The organism is Frigoribacterium sp. Leaf172 (assembly GCF_001424285.1).
Classification (GTDB): domain Bacteria; phylum Actinomycetota; class Actinomycetes; order Actinomycetales; family Microbacteriaceae; genus Frigoribacterium.
On the sequence record NZ_LMPB01000001.1, the window covers coordinates 495,727 to 512,417 of the forward strand.

14 protein-coding genes are annotated in these 16,691 nt (G+C 72.7%); 7 read left to right on the forward strand and 7 right to left on the reverse strand.

Features of this window, described 5'->3' with window-relative positions; genetic code table 11:
• Positions 1 to 101: 101 nt before the first annotated feature.
• Both ASF89_RS02470 and ASF89_RS02475 read right to left on the reverse strand, forming a co-directional pair.
• Positions 102 to 803: an SDR family oxidoreductase gene (locus ASF89_RS02470; RefSeq protein WP_055811817.1), complete on the reverse strand. Its 702-nt coding sequence runs from the start codon at positions 801 to 803 to the stop codon at positions 102 to 104.
• Entirely contained in the window at positions 800 to 1,246 is a 447-nt protein-coding gene (locus ASF89_RS02475) for a hypothetical protein (protein ID WP_055799660.1), read from the reverse strand. The genes ASF89_RS02470 and ASF89_RS02475 overlap by 4 nt, the downstream gene beginning before the upstream one ends.
• A gap of 95 nt (positions 1,247 to 1,341) precedes the next feature.
• Here ASF89_RS02475 and ASF89_RS02480 point away from each other — a divergent pair, with 95 nt between their 5' ends.
• The 4 genes from ASF89_RS02480 (at position 1,342) to ASF89_RS02495 (ending at position 7,905) form a co-directional block, all read left to right on the forward strand.
• Positions 1,342 to 2,238: a hypothetical protein gene (locus ASF89_RS02480; RefSeq protein WP_055811821.1), complete on the forward strand. Its 897-nt coding sequence runs from the start codon at positions 1,342 to 1,344 to the stop codon at positions 2,236 to 2,238.
• Positions 2,239 to 2,801: 563 nt separating this feature from the next.
• Positions 2,802 to 4,895 carry a glycosyltransferase family 2 protein gene (locus ASF89_RS02485; protein ID WP_055811824.1) on the forward strand — a complete coding sequence of 698 codons (2,094 nt, stop codon included), beginning with the start codon at positions 2,802 to 2,804 and terminating at the stop codon, positions 4,893 to 4,895.
• A gap of 20 nt (positions 4,896 to 4,915) precedes the next feature.
• On the forward strand, positions 4,916 to 5,623 hold the full coding sequence (locus ASF89_RS02490) for an HlyD family efflux transporter periplasmic adaptor subunit (RefSeq protein WP_055811827.1): 708 nt from the start codon (positions 4,916 to 4,918) through the stop codon (positions 5,621 to 5,623).
• A 59-nt stretch (positions 5,624 to 5,682) separates the two neighbouring features.
• A complete protein-coding gene (locus ASF89_RS02495) occupies positions 5,683 to 7,905 on the forward strand; it encodes a glycosyl hydrolase (RefSeq protein ID WP_055811830.1) in 2,223 nt (740 codons plus the stop codon).
• A gap of 48 nt (positions 7,906 to 7,953) precedes the next feature.
• On the opposite strand, the gene ASF89_RS02500 is transcribed toward ASF89_RS02495, so the two are convergent.
• A complete protein-coding gene (locus ASF89_RS02500) occupies positions 7,954 to 9,534 on the reverse strand; it encodes a PQQ-binding-like beta-propeller repeat protein (RefSeq protein ID WP_055799675.1) in 1,581 nt (526 codons plus the stop codon).
• 407 nt (positions 9,535 to 9,941) lie between these two features.
• Here ASF89_RS02500 and ASF89_RS16155 point away from each other — a divergent pair, with 407 nt between their 5' ends.
• Positions 9,942 to 10,070 carry a hypothetical protein gene (locus ASF89_RS16155; protein ID WP_255354964.1) on the forward strand — a complete coding sequence of 43 codons (129 nt, stop codon included), beginning with the start codon at positions 9,942 to 9,944 and terminating at the stop codon, positions 10,068 to 10,070.
• A 377-nt stretch (positions 10,071 to 10,447) separates the two neighbouring features.
• Here the strand turns inward: ASF89_RS16155 and ASF89_RS02505 are convergent, their stop codons facing one another.
• Positions 10,448 to 11,992, reverse strand: coding sequence for a PQQ-binding-like beta-propeller repeat protein (locus ASF89_RS02505; RefSeq protein ID WP_055811833.1), 1,545 nt, complete (start codon positions 11,990 to 11,992; stop codon positions 10,448 to 10,450).
• A 206-nt stretch (positions 11,993 to 12,198) separates the two neighbouring features.
• Here ASF89_RS02505 and ASF89_RS02510 point away from each other — a divergent pair, with 206 nt between their 5' ends.
• Positions 12,199 to 13,746, forward strand: a complete 1,548-nt coding sequence (locus ASF89_RS02510; protein WP_055799682.1) for an APC family permease — start codon at positions 12,199 to 12,201, stop codon at positions 13,744 to 13,746.
• A gap of 29 nt (positions 13,747 to 13,775) precedes the next feature.
• A complete protein-coding gene (locus tag ASF89_RS02515; RefSeq protein ID WP_055811836.1) occupies positions 13,776 to 14,054 on the forward strand; it encodes a hypothetical protein in 279 nt (92 codons plus the stop codon).
• A 35-nt stretch (positions 14,055 to 14,089) separates the two neighbouring features.
• Here ASF89_RS02515 and ASF89_RS02520 read toward each other — a convergent pair whose 3' ends face one another.
• The 3 genes from ASF89_RS02520 to ASF89_RS02530 form a co-directional block, all read right to left on the reverse strand.
• Positions 14,090 to 14,761, reverse strand: a complete 672-nt coding sequence (locus ASF89_RS02520; protein WP_055811839.1) for a peroxiredoxin-like family protein — start codon at positions 14,759 to 14,761, stop codon at positions 14,090 to 14,092.
• A gap of 199 nt (positions 14,762 to 14,960) precedes the next feature.
• Positions 14,961 to 15,659: a peroxiredoxin-like family protein gene (locus ASF89_RS02525; protein ID WP_055813018.1), complete on the reverse strand. Its 699-nt coding sequence runs from the start codon at positions 15,657 to 15,659 to the stop codon at positions 14,961 to 14,963.
• 253 nt (positions 15,660 to 15,912) lie between these two features.
• Positions 15,913 to 16,689, reverse strand: coding sequence for a DNA-formamidopyrimidine glycosylase family protein (locus ASF89_RS02530; RefSeq protein ID WP_055811842.1), 777 nt, complete (start codon positions 16,687 to 16,689; stop codon positions 15,913 to 15,915).
• Positions 16,690 to 16,691 lie beyond the last annotated feature (2 nt).

A 16,691-nucleotide genomic window follows, 5' to 3' on the forward strand; every position in this document is an offset into this window, starting at 1 on the left:
CGGCGCTGCACCCGCATCTATCGGGGTATTGCGCGGGGAACGGGGTGTTCGGCGGGAAGCGCGCGTCAGCGCGGGGCGCGGGGCGCGGGGCGCAGCGCGCGTCAGCGCTTGCGCGTGGGGCGGAGCGAGAGCGACTCGACGGTCGCCCCGTGCGGCAGATCGACGACGAGTCGGACCGCGTCGGCCACCGACCGCGGCTCCAGGTAGAGCGCGGCGTCGTACTCGCCGCCCTCCTTCTCGACGAGCTCGTGCTGCATGTCGGTGTCGACCCGCCCGGGGTGGATCGAGCTGACCCGCACGCCGTGCGGACGCTCCTCCTCGCGCAGCGAGTCGGTCAGCGCCCGCAGGGCGAACTTGCTCGCCGCGTACGTGCTGCCGCCGGGGCCGGCCGTGAGACCCGAACCGCTGTTGACCGTGACGACCGTTCCGCGGGCGGCGCGCAGCGCGGGCAGCAGCTGACGGGTCGCCTCGGCCACGGCGAAGACGTTGACCTCGAAGACGCGGCGCCAGTCGTCGAGGGCGGTGCGCTCGACCTCGGCACCGCCGATGACGCCCGCGGCGTGCACGACGACGTCGAGCGAGTCGAGCCGCGGCGCCTCGAACGACCCGGAGCCGAGGTCGGCGACCCAGGCCGTGGCCGACGGGAGCGACGCGGCCACCGCCTCCACCGCCTCCTGCGAGCGTCCGTGCACGATCACGTGGTGGTCGCGACCGAGCTCGCGCGCGATCACGAGGCCGATGCCCCGGGTCGACCCGGTGACGAGCGCGATCCTGGCGGGGGAGCCGCCCTCGAGTCCGCTCACGCGCGGATGATGGGGATCTGGCCGGTCAGCACCGGCATCTCGCGGTCGCTCAGCAGCCAGTGCTCGTCGGTCGCGGTCACGAGGAACGCCAGCGGACCGGGGCGGCACACGACGATCGCGCCGTTGTCCTGGTGCTGCAGGACCTGGTCGAGCGCGCCTCCCAGGTCGCGGTCGTCTTCGGAGCCCCGGGCGGTCACGACGGCGCAGCGGCTCTCGGCGCCCATCGCCTGCAGCAGGCGGCGCATGCCCTCGGGGTCGCTGCGATCGGGGCCGACCGGGTGCTTGGCGTTCATGTCGACCCAGTCGGCGGACTCGAGCACCGCCACGAGCCGCGCCTCGGCCTCGTCGGGGGCGACCTGCGCCAGGTCGTGCACGGTGCCGCGCTGGTCGGGCGCGGCGAAGGTCTCGAGTGCTTCGACCACGGTCGGGGGGAGCGACGCCACAGGAGTCTCCTTAGATTCAGGTGGTCCATCATCCCATCCACAGCCTCGGGACGTTTCAGCCGACAGGAGGAGGTCCCGGCTGCGAAGATGACGGAGTGAACTCAGCCGCCACCACGCCCCCGGCCCTCGGGCTGCTCCTCGACGTCGACGGGCCCATCGCCAGCCCGGTCACGCGCAGCATCGCGATCCCGGCCATCACGCGCGATCTCGTCGCCCTGGCGTCGGCGGGTATCCCCCTGGTCTTCAACACGGGCCGCTCCGACGCGTTCATCCGCGACGAGGTCGTCGTGCCGCTGATGGCCGCCGGCCTGCCGCGCGGCGCCCGCGTGCACGGCGTCTGCGAGAAGGGCGCGTCGTGGTTCTCGATCGGCCCCGAGCACGGCCCCGGCGGCATGAGCGAGGTCGTCGTCGACGAGTCGCTCGCGATGCCCGCCGACTTCTCCGCCGAGATGGACGCCCTGGTCACGAGCGATTTCGCCGACCTGGTCTTCTTCGACCACACCAAGCGCGCCATGGTCTCGATCGAGCAGCTGACCTCGGTCTCGTCGGCCGACTACCTCGCCCGCCAGGCGGACCTCGATCACCGGGCGATGGAGGCGCTGGTCGCCCGGGGGTTCGGGGTGCGCCGTCTCGACGACGTGCGTCCCGACGGCTCCGGCGCCGTCCAGTGGCGCATCGACCCCACGATCATCTCGACCGACATCGAATCGGTGCTGCTCGGCAAGGACCGCGGCGCCGAGCGGGCCCTCGAGCTGCTCGCCCTCGACGGTCCGCTGCCCACGAGCTGGCGCACCGTCGGCGACTCGCGCAGCGACTACGCCATGGCCGACTGGCTGCACGCGCACGGCCACGACGTCGCGCACGTCGACGTCCGCCCCGCCGACGGGGTGCCCGTCACGCCGTATCCGGTGCTCACGAGCGCGACCGACCTCATCCACGACGAGGCCGGCGCGGAGTTCCTGGCCGGCTGGGTCGGCGACCTGCGCGCCTGAGGCGACCCGCGCGCCTGAGGCGACCTGCGCGCCCGAGGCGACCTGCGCGCCCGAGGCGACCTGCGCGCTTGAGGCGACCCGCGCCTCCTCGGGGCACCCTCTTGCACGTGCTCCCGCGTCGGCGCAACCCCCTCTCTCCTCTGACCCGTGAACGGGTGACATCGGCGGGTCCGCGGGTGACCACGAGAGGGGCGACGGGTGACGCGACCCGCATGTTTCCGGGCTTCTCGGCCCGGTCGAATCGGTTCGCCCCCGGTGACCCCCGAACGGGGGGAGTGACGCCGTCGGGGCCGCCGCTACTGTTCTGACCAAGTCGCCGTGAGGTCCCCCGAAAGGCCCACACGTCGATCCGGTCACGAGGCGTCGCACCACCCCGACGCAGACGCTCTCACGACCACCGCCGATCCGGGATCACCCCTCCCGGACGGGGCTGGGACCGCTTACCCCGATCCCCTCCCCGACCCGTCGCCGCCGGTGTCGACGCCCTCACAGGTCGTCTCGTGGTGTGCCCTCACCCGTGTCGACCGCGAATCTCCGCAACCCGATGCAGGAGAAGAACACGCATGTCCCGAACCATGCGCGTCCGCGTGAGCGGCGCCACCACCAGTGAGACACCACCACCCGCCGCGGCCGCCCTGCGCGACCGCCTCGACGACCCGACCGTCGCTCCGCCCCCTCGATCGCCCGGCGCCCCCCTCTCGCCCCGCGGTCTGAGACACCTAGCACCCGCGAGCGACGGTCGGGTCGAGCCCCGCCACCCCCTGGGGCCCGACCACCCTGTCGGGCCCGACCACCCCGTCGAGCCCGAGCACCCCACCGAGCCCGACCGGGCCGGCCGCGGCACAGAGCCCGACCGCGCCGCCCGGGCCGAGCCGCCGCACCCGGCGAAGCGGCTGACCTCCGACCACCACGCGTCGGTCGTCTCGCGCACCGAGGGCCGGGCGCACTCGCCGTTCATGGTGCTGCTCGTGCTGGCCTGCACGATGGGGATCCTGCTCTACGGGCAGTTCCTGCTGAACCCCGCGAATCGAGGCGACCTGCTGCCGTACGCGGCGGTGATCGTCGCCGAGGCGGTGCTCGTGCTGCAGGCGCTGCTGTCGATGTGGACGATCCTCTCGGGCGGTCAGAACCCGCGCGACTTCGACTTCCACTCGACGCAGGACGGCCTCTACGACCAGCAGGCGATCGACCGCCTCGGGGTCCGCGACCAGCCGCACCTGTGGCCGATGGCGATCGGCGGACGACCCGTCGTCGTCGACGTGCTGATCACGGTCTACGGCGAGGATCTCGCGAAGATCGCCCTCACCGTGCAGGCGGCCCTGTCGATGCAGGGTGCGCATCGCACCTGGGTCCTCGACGACGGCCGCAGCGACGAGGTCCGCGAACTCGCGGCGACCCTCGGCGCCCGGTACGTGAGGCGGCTGAGCGGCAACGGAGCGAAGGCCGGCAACGTCAATCACGCGCTGACCGTAGCGAAGGGCGACTACTTCGCGATCTTCGACGCCGACTTCGTGCCGAAGCCCCTCTTCCTGCACGAGACGGTGCCGTTCTTCGTCGACGACAAGGTCGCCTTCGTGCAGACCCCGCAGTCGTACGGCAACCTCGTCAGCCTGGTCAGTCGCGGCGCCGGCTACATGCAGGCGGTCTTCTACCGGTTCATCCAGCCGGGTCGCAACCGCTTCAACGCCGCGTTCTGCGTGGGCACGAACGTGGTCTTCCGCCGGACTGCCGTCGACAGCGTCGGCGGGATCGACACCGACTCCAAGTCGGAGGACGTCTGGACGAGCCTCCACCTGCACGAGGCCGGCTGGCGCTCGATCTACATCCCGCTGACCCTCGCGATCGGCGACGCCCCCGAGACCATCGAGGCGTACAGCAAGCAGCAGCTGCGCTGGGCGACCGGCGGCTTCGAGATCCTGCTGCGCCACAACCCGCTCAGCCCGCGTCGGAACCTGACGATGGATCAGCGGTTCCAGTACACGCTGACCGCCACGCACTACCTCACGGGCATCGCCCCGCTGCTGCTGATCATGGTGCCGCCGATGGAGATCTTCTTCGATCTGCGCCCGATGAACCTGCACATCTCGGTGCTGCAGTGGCTGCTGTTCTACTGCGGCTTCTACCTGCTGCAGATCGCGTTGGCGTTCTTCACCCTCGGCTCGTTCCGCTGGGAGGTGCTGATGCTCGCGTCGGTGTCGTTCCCGATCTACGTCAAGGCGCTCTGGAACGTGCTCTGCGGCAAGGACACCGCCTGGCACGCGACGGGCGGTCGGACGGCGTCGAGTCCGTTCGACTTCCTGATCCCGCAGGTGCTGTTCTGGGTGTTCCTGTCGCTGACGTCGCTCGTCGCGATCTGGCGCGACTACGACAACCGGGTGCTGACCCTGGCCACCGTGTGGAACCTCATCAACACGGCCGTCCTGACGGCGTTCCTGATCGCGGCCCTCAAGGAGGCGCGGGTCATCAGGCGGGCCGCCCGCCGAGGCGTGCCCGCGAGACCGTCGCCGAACGACCCCGTCCCCTCCGCCCCCGTGGTCGCGCCCCCGCTCCGCACCACCGTGGCCCGGCCCGCGCCCCGCACGCAGGAGGAGATCCTCGTGGTGATGTCGGAGGAGTCCGCAGCGCGCGCCTCCGGGCGTCGGGCGGTGCTCTCATGACATGGGCGAACCGCCTCCGGATGACCGTCGGCATCCTCGTCGTCATCCTGCTCGTCGGCGTCTTCACGCTGATCTTCACGCAGCGCCAGGCGCAGGTCGTCAGCACGAGCGCCGCGATCGCCAGTCAGGACTTCACGGTCGGCGCCGACTACAGCGGCACGGTCACGAGCACCGAGGTCGAGGTCGGCGACGTGGTGGCGAAGGGCGACGAGCTGTTCGCGCTGCAGAGCCTCCAGCTGCAGAAGGACCTCGACGACGACGTCATGGTGCCCGACACCGACGCGTACACGATCTCGGGCGACGGCACGATGACGTTCACGTCGACGGTCGACGGGACGGTCTCGCAGCTCGACGTCCGCGAGGGCGGGTTCGTCGGCTCGGGCACCGCCGTGGCCACGATCGAGCGGTCGGGCACCCTGTTCGTCGCCGCCGAGTTCACGCTCACCCCGCGCGACTACGAGCGGATCCAGGACGGCGCCGACGTCGACCTCATGCTGCCGAACCAGGTCGTCGTGCCGGGCAGCGTCGACCTCGTCAGCGTCGAGACGAAGGACGGCGCGGCCGCCGCGACCGTGCGCGTCGTCAGCTCGCAGCTGACCGAGGGCGCCTACAACGGCCTCGTCGCGAGCGGCACGCCGGTCGAGGCGACGATGCACCTGCGCGACGACGGGATCCTGGCCGGCCCGGTCGACACGGTGCAGGACTTCCTGCGTCAGATCGGGGTCTGAGCATCGCCCGGGCGGGCGGCGCCCGCGGGCTCGGCCGCTCCCTCGCCTCGGCGGCGGCCGTGGCGGCGGGGGTCCTCCTGATCGCGGCCTGCACCGCGGGCGACGTCCGCCCGGACGAGCGCGACGCCGACGCCGAGGTCTACCCCGCGGCGCAGGTCGCCCCCCTGATCGCGGGAGTGCCGTCGGAGGAGGTCGCCGCGCCTCCTCGGATGCGTCTGGCCGACGGCCTCGTGCCCCCGACGAGCACGTGGTTCGCGGGTCTCGTCTTCGGCGAGACGCCCCAGCCGGTTTTCCCGTTCCCGATCTCGTTCGCCCTGACCGACACGGGCGTGACCGCCGGTCTGCCTCGCCCGGCCGTCTCGGCGACGTCGATCGTCGCGCCCGCCGTGACGGGGGCGACCCTCGACGTCGGCTCCGAGGAGGCGCGGGTCGCGTCGTACGACGAGGTCGCCGTCACCATCGAGCACCTCTCCGGCGGGGCCGTGCTCGGACGGACGACCGTCGCGCAGGGGTCGCCGATGGTGTCGTACACGGCCGCGGTCGCTCAGACGGACCGGCTCGGGACGGCGGTGTCGGGCCTGGAGGGCGCTGCCGCTGCCGCCGACGCCGGCGCGGGTTCGGGCGCCGGCGCGGGCGCCGGGAGCCGCGGCACGTTCGAGGCCGGCGGCAGCTCGTGGGGGGTCGTCGTCGTGGGCGGCCGCATCGACGGCGCATCCGTCGAGCTCGACGCCGACGGGTCCATCGATCTCGTCGCCCTGCCCGACGGGGCGACGGCCGATCAGATCGCGATGCTGCTCGACACGGCCGCCTCGCCTCTGGTCGGGGTGCGGACGGCCTTCGGGACGTCCCCTGCCGATGGGGCGGGCGGCGGCGGCGACCCGACCCGCGCCTCCTCGGCCGTCTCGACGACCACGCTCGGCTACGAGACCGCGGCCGGCGGCGACACGCTCGTCGTCCCGGCGCCGCATCAGCTCGGATCGGGCCTCGAGGCGGCCGGGCTCACGAGTACCGGGCTGACCTACGAGACGATCCACGGCGCCGTGCCGCTGACCACGGGTTCGTCGCTGACCTTCGGGGCGCCGGCGCTCGAGGCGTCGGCCGAGCTCGACCTCGACTCGCTCGACGAGTCCGATCGCGACGAGCTGCGGCGGCGACTGCGGGTCGACACGGCGCTGACGGGGGAGTTCCCGACCGACACCTACTACGGGGGCAAGGCCCTCTACCGCGCCGCGATGCTCTGGCGGCTCGCCGTCCAGCTGGGCGACGACGAATCGGCCGCGACCCTCGAACGCCTGGTCGTCGATCAGCTCGACCTGTGGACCGACCCCGACGGCTGCACCGTCCGCGCCCAGCAGTGCTTCGTCTACGACCCGACGGTGAAGGGGCTGGTCGGCCGCGTGCCGTCCTTCGGCTCCGAGCTGTTCAACGATCATCACTTCCACTACGGGTACCTGCTCACCGCGGCGGGCGTGCTGGGCCGCGACCGGCCCGACCTCGTCGCGCGCTGGGCGCCGGTGATGGATCTCGTCGCCGCCGACATCGGCTCGGGCTCGGCCAGCGGGGCGTTCCCCGACCACCGGGCCTTCGACGCGTACTGGTCGCACAGCTGGGCCAGCGGCTACTCGCCCTTCGCCGACGGCAACAACCAGGAGTCGTCGTCGGAGGCCGTCTCCGCCTCGTCGGGGCTCGCGCTCTGGGCCGCGGCCCGCGGCGACGACGCCCTCGGAGCCCAGGCGACCTGGATGCTCAGCGGCGAGGCCGCCGCGGCCCTCGCCTACTTCGTCGCCCCCGACCTGTCCGACCCCGCGCTCGCCGCCTACGACCACGAGATCGTCTCGCTGAACTGGGGAGCCAAGCGCGACTACGCCACCTGGTTCTCGGCCGAGCCGTCGGCTATCGCGGGCATCCAGCTGATCCCGCTCGACCCGACGTCGGTCTCGTACCTGTCGTCGGATGCGGCAGGAGCCGCGGAGCGGGTCCGAGCGATCGTCGCCGAGGCGCAGGGGCCCGGACCCGTGGCGCCGGGGGAGGCCGCGCCCGGTGGCGGTGACGCTGCCGGGGGTGATGCTGCCGGAGGTGCCGCCGCCGGGGGTGCTGATGCGCCGGGTGCTGCCGCGCCGCTGGGGGACTACGTGCTGATGTACTCGGCGCTCGCGGGCCCCGACGAGGCCGAGGAGGCGCGGGCCGCGCTCGCCGACCTGCCCGCGTCCGCCATCGACGACGGCAACTCGCGGACGTACGCCCTGGCCTACGTGATGAGCGCCGCCGCCCGCGCCCGCTGACGCGCGCCGCACCTCCTCGGCTCCGGCGACTCGCGCCGCGGCGGCCGCTCAGCCGGCGACGCGCACGTCGTCGATCAGGCGGCGGATCGAGCCGTCGGGCGCGATCTCGACGAGCGCACCGCCCCAGAACTGCAGGTCGGCGTCCGAGTCGAGGCGCCAGAGCGTGCGTCCGTCGGCGAGGTCGACGCCGACCACGGTCGAGAAGACACGGTGCCCGGCGATGGCGTCCGAGGTGTCGCTGCCGGCGACGTAGGCGACCGAGCGCGACATCGCGACCACCGACGAGTCCGGCGGCACGTACGCCCGGACCCGCTCGGCTCCCGTCTCGGCGTCGAGCAGCAGCAGCGCGCGGTCGTCGGCCGGGTCGCCGAGCCCCGAGCGGGCGCTGAAGGTCTGGACGACCACGTCATCGTCCCACCGGCCGGGACGCGGGTCGCTGACGACCGGGATGCCGCGGCTCTCCCCCGAGCGCTCGACCTCCCAGCGGTCGACGCCGGTCTCGAGGTCGGCGCAGTGCACGCCGCCGCGGTCCGAGAACGTGACGCAGTCGCCGGTGACGACCGGGAGGCGATCCTGGTCGAAGGGGCGCCGCCAGCGCTCCGTGCCGTCGGACGACCAGGCGGACACCTCGGCGCGCGATTCCATGCCCCGCCCGAAGTCGACCAGGAACACCGTGTCGCCGACCCCGTACGCCTGAGCCGAGGGCGACAGGCCGTCGGCCCACGGGCGCTCGTCGCCGGTCTCGCCGTCGATGACGGTGCCCGTGCCGGCGCTCACCACGAGCAGCCCGTCGTCGAGCAGTACCGACGAGCTGATGCCGCCCGTCTGCTCGTCCGACCAGATCGGGGTGCGGAGGTCGTCGCGGCTGTAGAGGAGGGTGCGCGGGCCGTCCTGCCCGCCGGCGAGGGCCTCGGCCGCGGCGCCGGCCAGGGGGTCGTCCGCGAAACCGTAGACGGGCGCGGGTGAGACGGAGACCAGCACGAGCCCGTCATCGGCGGCGTCGACGATCGGCATGGTGTCGTCGGACGTCGTGACGTCGGCGAGCTCGCCGGTCGCCAGATCGACGCGGGCGAAGCCGGACGCGCCCCGCCCGTAGCCGTAGAGACCCGTCGTGCTGACGATCGCATCGCCCCGGGCCTCGTCGACGAATGCGCTGAGCGTGCCGCCGCCCCCGCTGATCCCGGTGATGTCGACCGACCAGCGGACGGTGCCCGCCAGCGGGTCGAGACGCACGAGCCTCTCGGCCCGGCCGCGCTCGTCGTAGCAGCCGGTCTCGGTGTAGGCCAGCTGCGACGAGGTCGACACGAGCACGTCGGCGCCCACCGAGGCGAGCACCGAGTAGGTGAGGCAGCCGTCGTCGACCTCGGGGAGCCCGAGCGCGGCCGTCGTCAGACGCCACGACCCCGGGGTGGGGCGGTTGCGCAGCTCGTCGACCAGGAGGCCGTCGACCGGGCCGCCGGACGCCCCGCCCGTCGGGTAGCCGGGCTGCGCGGCGAGACCGAGACCGACCACGGCGACGGTCGCGACGACGAGCGCCGTGGCCGACACGACGAGGCGGCGCCCGAAGGAGGCGCGGTGCCAGCGGGCGCGGAGGGTCCCGTCGACGGGACGGTCGCGCTGCTCGCCCACCCGCGCCTCCTCGGTGCCTCGTCGTCGTGCCTCGTCGTGCGGTGTTGTCGTGCTGTGCCGTGCGGTGCTGTGCTGTGCTGTGCTGTCGTGCGCTGCGGCCGTGCGGTGCCGCCGTGCGGTGCGGTCGAGCGGCGCCGTGCGGTGCTGTCGTGCGGTGCCGGGTTCAGCGTACGGCCGGTGGTGCGGGGCTGTTCCGGTGGCGCACGCGGACCGGTGGCGACCGCGCGGAGAGGCGGTGACGGCCGCGGGTAGGCTGATCCCCGCCCGATCGCCCCGCCCGATCGCCCCGCCCCTGACCTGCCCCGCCCCTGCCCCGGAAGGCCATCCCCATCGACGTCCTCATCATCTCGATCCTCGCGGTCGCCGCCGTCGCGCTCATCGTGATGCAGGCGGTATACCGGAGGCGCGTGCTGCGTCGGCGCGAGGCCGCGGGTCAGACCGTGCTCGGCAAGGGGCCGTTCATCCTGCTCGGGGTGATGGCGCTGTTCTTCGTCTTCGCCGTCTTCGTGTTCCCGGCGCTGGTCCGCGCCGGCTGACGCCCGCCCGGCCTCGGCTCGCGCCGGCTGACGCCGCGCCCGCCTCTGCCCGCGCCGGCCTCTGCCCGCGCCGGCCTCTGCCCGCGCCGGCCTCTGCCCGCGCCGGCCGAACCCGCGCCGGCCGAACCCCCGCCGGCCCGAGTCGCCGCCGGCCGGCGGATGCTCGGCGGCCATCCCGCCACCGTCTCGACACCCCGCCACCCGATCCGGTGGCGGGGTGTCGAGTTCGTGGCGTCGTCGCGCGCGGAACCTCACGACGCCAACAGATGGACATGACGCCAGCCTTTCTCCTGGCGTCGTGTCCACAACCTGGCATCGTGCGGCCGGCCCGCCGCGCCCGGCGCACCCGCCCGCGCCGGCACAGGGGGAGCCGCGGCTCAGCCGAGCGGCGGCGTCGCGTCGTCCGCGGTCGGCGGCACCACCTCGGCCCGCGTCCGCAGACCGTGGGCGACCCCCTCGGCGTCGACCGACACGAGCGTGCCGGCCCAGAGGTCGAGCGTGCCCCGCGAGGGCGAGCGCTCCTGCCAGAGCGTCCGCCCGTCGGACAGGTCGAACGCGGTCATGATCGTCTGCGAGAAGTCCTGGCCGATGTACGACGAGGCGAACCCGACGGTCCGCGACAGGCCCGTGAGGAACGCCTGGGACGGCACCTCGGCCGAGAACGTCGTCGCCCCGGTCAGCGGCGAGAGCCCCAGGATCGTGGCCGGGTCCTCGCCTTCGAGATCGGCCGAGCCCGCTTCGCGCGAGTCGAGGTGCACGACGACCGCCGAGCCGCCGATCAGCTGCTGGTACGAGTCGATCTGCGCCGAGTAGCCCTCGTCGAGCGTCACCCGTCGCTGCCAGCGCTCGCCGCCGTCGCTCGCCTCGAGGCAGCGGAACGTCGACGGCGGGTCGGTCACCAGGACGCAGTCGTCGGTCACGGTCACCTGCCCGTCGAGCGCGAGCGGGGTCGTCCAGACGCGGTCGCCCGAGCGGTCGAGCGCCACGGCCTCGCGGTCTCCGTCTCGGGTGGTGACGGTGACGACGAGCAGGTCGTCGACCGCGCCGGCGTTCTCGAGCACACCGATGTCGCCCGGCACCGGATGCGCCTCGCCCGTCTCCGTGTCGACGACCGTCGGATCGCCCTGCGACTCCGCCTCGACCACGAGGAACGACCCGAGCAGGAACGGGCTGCCGTAGACGCCGAGCTCGCCGCTCCAGATCGACCGGTCGGGGTCGTCGAGGTCGATCAGGCGGTACGGGGTCGCCTCGCCCGAGTCGTACTCGAGGCCCTGACCGTCGTCGGTGACGCGCTCCGGCGGCTGCAGCGCGACGAGCAGTCGGCCGCGCGAGATGCCCACCGCCTGCTCGATGGGCGCGGTCGGGTCGTCGGCCGGGCCGATGACGTCGCCGAGCACGGTGCCGGTGTCGAGGTCGACCCGCAGCACCCGCGACGCGAGCGAGGTCTGCCCGATCACGGTGCCCCGCGAACCGTCGTCGTCGACGACGACGTTGAGGTACGAGCCGGCCTCGTCGAGTCGCGACGTGAGGTCGAGCACCCAGCGCACCTCGCCCGTGGTCGGGGCGATGCGGGCGAGCAGGGCGACCGGCGACTCGCACCCGTCGTACGCCGTCGCGGTGCTCGTGACGAGGGCGTCGTCGTCGATGCGACCGGCGGCGCGGAACCCCCGGCACCCGGCGGGAAGACCCGGTTCGGCGAGCGTCGCCAGGTCGGTGCTCCACAGCTCGCTCGTCGGGGCGAGGCGCAGGTCGTCGAGCAGCTCGTCGTCGTCGGACCACTCGGGGTAGACCGGCTGCGAGGCGACGCCGAGCACGGTGACGAGCGCGGTCGCGACGAGCAGCGCGACGGCGAGCCCCGTGAGCCGACGACCCGGGGAGGCGCGGTGCCAGCGGCCCCGCAGCCCACCCGTCTCGTGCTCCATGCCGTCATCGTACGAGGGCGGGCGGGGCGCTCGCGGCGTGCGGGGCGAGGGGTGTGGAGAACCGGCGCCGCGCCTCCTCGGCCGGTGTCCCGAGACGGCGACCCGCGCCTCCTCGGCTGCGATCGCCTCGTCACGGGGTCGCACCTGCTTGTATGCTGACGCGTCGTCCCCGGACGGGGGTCGACACCGGCGAACCAGGAGACGACATGGCGAACCCCACGCCCACCCGCGGCCCGCGAAGCCTCTGGCGCACGAAGTCGGTCGAGTCGTCGATCGCCGACTCGAACCTCGCCGAGAACGGCCTGAAGCGCACGCTCGGCACCTGGGACCTCACGCTCATGGGCGTCGCCGTCGCCGTCGGCGCGGGCATCTTCTCGGTCGGCGCGAACGCCGCCGCGAACTACGCCGGGCCCGCCGTCACCCTGTCGTTCGTCCTCGCCGCGCTCACCTGCGGCCTCGCCATCATGTGCTACGCCGAGTTCGCCTCGACCATCCCGGTCGCGGGCAGCGCGTACACGTTCACCTACGCGACGATGGGCGAGTTCCTCGCCTGGATCATCGGGTGGGACCTCATCCTCGAGATGTTCACCGCCTCGGCCGTGCTCGCCAAGTACTGGGGCGTCTATCTCGCGTCGGCGTTCGAGACCTTCGGCATCGGCATCCCCGCGACCTTCATGCTCGGCGGCATCGAGGTCAGCTGGCCCGCGTTCCTCATCGTCGCCGTGTTCACCGCGCTGCTCGTCGCGGGCACGCAGCTGACCGCCCGCGTCGGCGCCGTCTTCACCATCATCAAGGTCGCGATCGTGCTGTTCGTGATCGTCGTCGGCTTCTTCTTCGTCCGCGCGGCGAACTACACGCCGTTCGTGCCCGCCGCCCAGCCGAGCACCACGGGCGCCGGCGCCAGCGACACGTGGTCGCAGTCGATGTTCTCGTTCATGACCGGCGCCGCCCCCGCTCAGTACGGCGTCTTCGGTCTGCTGGCCGCGGCGTCGCTGGTGTTCTTCGCGTTCATCGGGTTCGACGTCGTCGCGACGAGCGCCGAAGAGGTCAAGAACCCGCAGAAGACCCTGCCGCGCGGGATCTTCCTGGGCCTGGCCGTCGTCACCGTGCTCTACGTGCTCGTCTCGATCGTGCTGACCGGCATGGTGTCGTACCGCGACCTCGCCGGCGAGGAGGACCCGTCGCTCGCGACCGCGTTCCGTCTGGTCGGCGCCGACTGGGCCGCCGGTGTCATCTCGGTCGGTGCGCTGGCCGGTCTGACCACGGTCATCATGGTGCTGCTGCTCGGCCTGTCGCGCATCGTCTTCTCGATGAGCCGTGACGGTCTGCTGCCGCGCTGGCTCGCGAAGACGAGCCCGACCCGCAAGACCCCGGTGCGCATCCAGGTCATCGCCGGCACGGTCGTCGCGTTCGTCGCCGCCTTCACCGACGTCGGCGTGCTCGAGGAGATGATCAACATCGGCACCCTATCGGCCTTCGTGCTCGTGAGCATCGGCGTCATCGTGCTGCGTCGCAAGCGCCCCGATCTGCCGCGGGCGTTCCGCGTGCCCCTGTCGCCGGTTCTGCCGATCCTGTCGGCCGCGCTGTGCGTGTGGCTGATGCTGAACCTGACGACGCTGACCTGGGCGCGGTTCGCGGCCTGGCTCGTGCTCGGCGTGATCGTGTACTTCGCCTACGGACGCCGGCACTCGCGCGTCGGCCGCGGCGAGGACGCGGCTCCGGTCGAGCAGGGCGCCGAACGCGGGCGCAGCTAGCGTCGAAGCGAGAAAGAGGGAAGCTGCGCATGCGTGAGATCCGTATGTTCCCCGAGATCGGCGAGTCGTCGGTCTTCTGGGAGGCCCGCGGGGAGGACATCAATCCGTCGGCCGCCGAGCTGGGGCTCTCCCCGTCCCTCGCAGCGGCGCTCGCGGATCGGTACGCCTTCTGGAGCGAACACTCCGATCCCTTCCTCGGGTGGGACTCCGCCGCGAACGAGCATGACTTCCTCCATACCGGGGAACTCCTGCGCGAAGCGGTGCAATTCGAACTGGGCGACGATTTCGCCGTCTCTCGTCTGTCTTGAACTCGACGTGTCGCCGACGTAAAGGTAGGGCGCCGCTAGAGGACGCCGAGCTCGAGCAGGTCGAGGGTCTCGAGCACGAGGGAGACCTCGGTGCGGCTCGTGTAGTCGGTGTGGATGTCGACGAAGACCACGCGCCCGTCGCCGTCGATGACGAGCACGGTCGGGAACGGGATCTCGGCCGAGCCGCCGATGTTGCTGTCGGCCATGTCGAAGCCGAGCTCGCGGTGCGCGCCGCGGGCCTCGAAGCTCGGCTCGGTGGCGATGCCCAGCGCCCGGCTCAGCACGTTGCCCGGGTCGGACAGCACGGTGAACTCCAGGTCGCCGGCCGCGACGGACTCCTCCGAGCCTGCCGGCGACTGCGGGCTGATGGCGACCAGCTCGACGCCGCGGGCGCGCAACGCCGGGAGGAGGTCGTCCTGGTAGGTCTTGAGCGTGATGTTGCAGTACGGGCACCAGGCGCCGCGGTAGAAGACGACGACCGCGGGAGCCTCGCCGATCGCGTCGATGAGTGCGATGTCACGACCGGTGGGGGTGAGCAGCGAGGCGTCGACGATCTGGTCGCCCACGCGGACGGCGTCGGCCGGGATGCCGAGCGATCGCAGATGCGCCTGCTCGGCCTCGAAGACCGCCTCCAGGTCGGGGCCGATCTCGGCGTTGAAGGTCCGCTGGAAGTCGGCGACCTGCTCGGAGATGTCCTGGGACGACATGGGGTCCTAACGGGTCGGCGCTCGATGAGACCCCTGATCGTAGTCGAGCGCGCGCAGCCGGGCCCGCCTGGTGGCCGCGGGGCGACTCCGCGGAGGGCGAGGCTCCGCGGAGCCGTCAGCTCTGCGGCGAGCTGTCGCGTCGCGTGATGCGAGCGGATCGGGGAGGCGCGGTGTCCGGTCGACCCGCGCCTCCTGCCGGTCAGGCCTCGGGGGACTCGGGAGCCTCGAGCAGGTCGAGGGCGGCGATGATCTCGTCGACCTCGGTGCGGGTCGTGTAGTCCGTGTGGACGTCGGCGAAGACGACCGTGCCGTCGTGGTCGACGACGAGAACGGTGGGGAACGGGATGTCGCCCGTCGCGTCCGCGTTGCTGTCGGCGACGTCGAAGCCGAGCTCGGTGTGGACGGCGCGGGCCTCGGCGCTCGGCTCGGTGCGGATGCCGAGCGCGCGGGCCAGGACGTTGCCGGGGTCGGAGAGCACCGGGAACTCGAGGCTGCCGTTCGTCACGGACGCCTCCGAGCCGTCGGGCGTCTGCGGACTGATGGCGACGAGCGCCACCCCGCGCTCGCGCAGACGCGGCAGCAGCTCGGCCTGGTAGGTCTTGAGTGTCAGGTTGCAGTAGGGGCACCAGGATCCGCGGTAGAAGACGAGCACGGCGGGGCCCGCCCCGACCGTCTCGGCCAGCGAGACCTCGGCGCCTTGCGGGGTCAGCAGCGTCGCCTCGACGACGGTGTCGCCCGGCTGGACGGCGTCGGCGGGCACCCCGGCGGCGCGGAGGGCGCTCTGCTCGTCGTCGAAGACCTTCGAGAACTCGGGGCCGATCTGCGCCGTGAAGCCCTCGTTGAACTCGTTCACCTGATCGGCGATGCGGGGCGTGGTGGCGGATCCGGTGTTCGACATGGTCGTCCTCTCGACGGTGAGCGGCACGTCGGGTACGCGCTGTTCAGGTGCGGATGATCGTAGGCAGGCGAGCTGGGGACGGGGCTGCGGCGCGTCACGCGGCGTCACAGAGCGGTGCGCGGGGTCGGCCCGTCCGGATGCGGGCCGGGTCAGCTCCGCCTGGACGCGGGCCTGGACAGCTCCGCCTGGACGCGGGCCGGGTCGGCTCCGCCTGGACGCGGGCCGGGTCGGCTTCGGCAGGCGCGGGGCCGGGTCAGCTCTGGCAGTGAGGGCACCAGTACGTGTCACGCAGCTCGAGCTCGCTCTCGCCGAGCGTGCCCCGGAGGATCTTCGTGCCGCAGCGCAGGCACGGCTTGCCGGCCCGCCCGTACACCCAGTCGGTGACCCCGCGGAGGTTGCCCGTCGTCGTGCGGTCGACTCGGTCTCGGTTGGCGAGGATGAGGCGGTGGGCGAGGTCGATCAGCTTCGCCCGGTTCTCGACGTCGCCGACGGGACGGGTGGGCAGCACGCCGCGCAGGAAGCAGAGCTCGTTCCGATAGACGTTGCCGACGCCGGCGAGCACCCGCTGGTCGAGCAGGGCGAGCCCGACCTCGCGCGCGGGGTCGGCCTCGAGATTGGCGAGGGCCGCCGCGGCGTCCCAGTCGGGGCCGAGCAGATCGGGGCCGAGGTACGAGACCACGCTGTCGTCCGCGTCGCGCGCCACGAGCTCGACGAGTCCGAGGTCGAAGCCGACCGCCACCCAGTCGGCGGTCTCGAGAACGACCCGTGCCTGGTACGCGGGGCGACGCCACTTCGTGCCGTGCCGGTAGACGTGCCAGGAGCCCTCCATCTTGAGGTGCGTGTGCAGGGTCAGATCGCCGATGTGGTGCAGCAGGTGCTTGCCCCGGGGGATGACGTCGTCGACGACCTCGCCGGTCAGGTCGACGGTGGCGAAGGCGGGCACGCGGAAATCGGTCGCGGTCAGCGTCTGGCCGCGCAGCACCTTGTCGAGGTTCGTCGCGGCCCGGTAGACGGTGTCTCCTTCGGGCATCG

What these genes read in the sequence shown, in the direction of transcription:
- ASF89_RS02520 (WP_055811839.1), bottom strand. Translation starts at nt 14,761, where the DNA reads ATGTCGTCCCAGGACATCTCCGAGCAGGTCGCCGACTTCCAGCGGACC.
- ASF89_RS02490 (WP_055811827.1), top strand. Translation starts at nt 4,916, where the DNA reads ATGACCGTCGGCATCCTCGTCGTCATCCTGCTCGTCGGCGTCTTCACG.
- ASF89_RS02530 (WP_055811842.1), bottom strand. Translation starts at nt 16,689, where the DNA reads ATGCCCGAAGGAGACACCGTCTACCGGGCCGCGACGAACCTCGACAAG.
- ASF89_RS02515 (WP_055811836.1), top strand. Translation starts at nt 13,776, where the DNA reads ATGCGTGAGATCCGTATGTTCCCCGAGATCGGCGAGTCGTCGGTCTTC.
- ASF89_RS02510 (WP_055799682.1), top strand. Translation starts at nt 12,199, where the DNA reads ATGGCGAACCCCACGCCCACCCGCGGCCCGCGAAGCCTCTGGCGCACG.
- ASF89_RS02505 (WP_055811833.1), bottom strand. Translation starts at nt 11,992, where the DNA reads ATGGAGCACGAGACGGGTGGGCTGCGGGGCCGCTGGCACCGCGCCTCC.
- ASF89_RS02485 (WP_055811824.1), top strand. Translation starts at nt 2,802, where the DNA reads ATGTCCCGAACCATGCGCGTCCGCGTGAGCGGCGCCACCACCAGTGAG.
- ASF89_RS02525 (WP_055813018.1), bottom strand. Translation starts at nt 15,659, where the DNA reads ATGTCGAACACCGGATCCGCCACCACGCCCCGCATCGCCGATCAGGTG.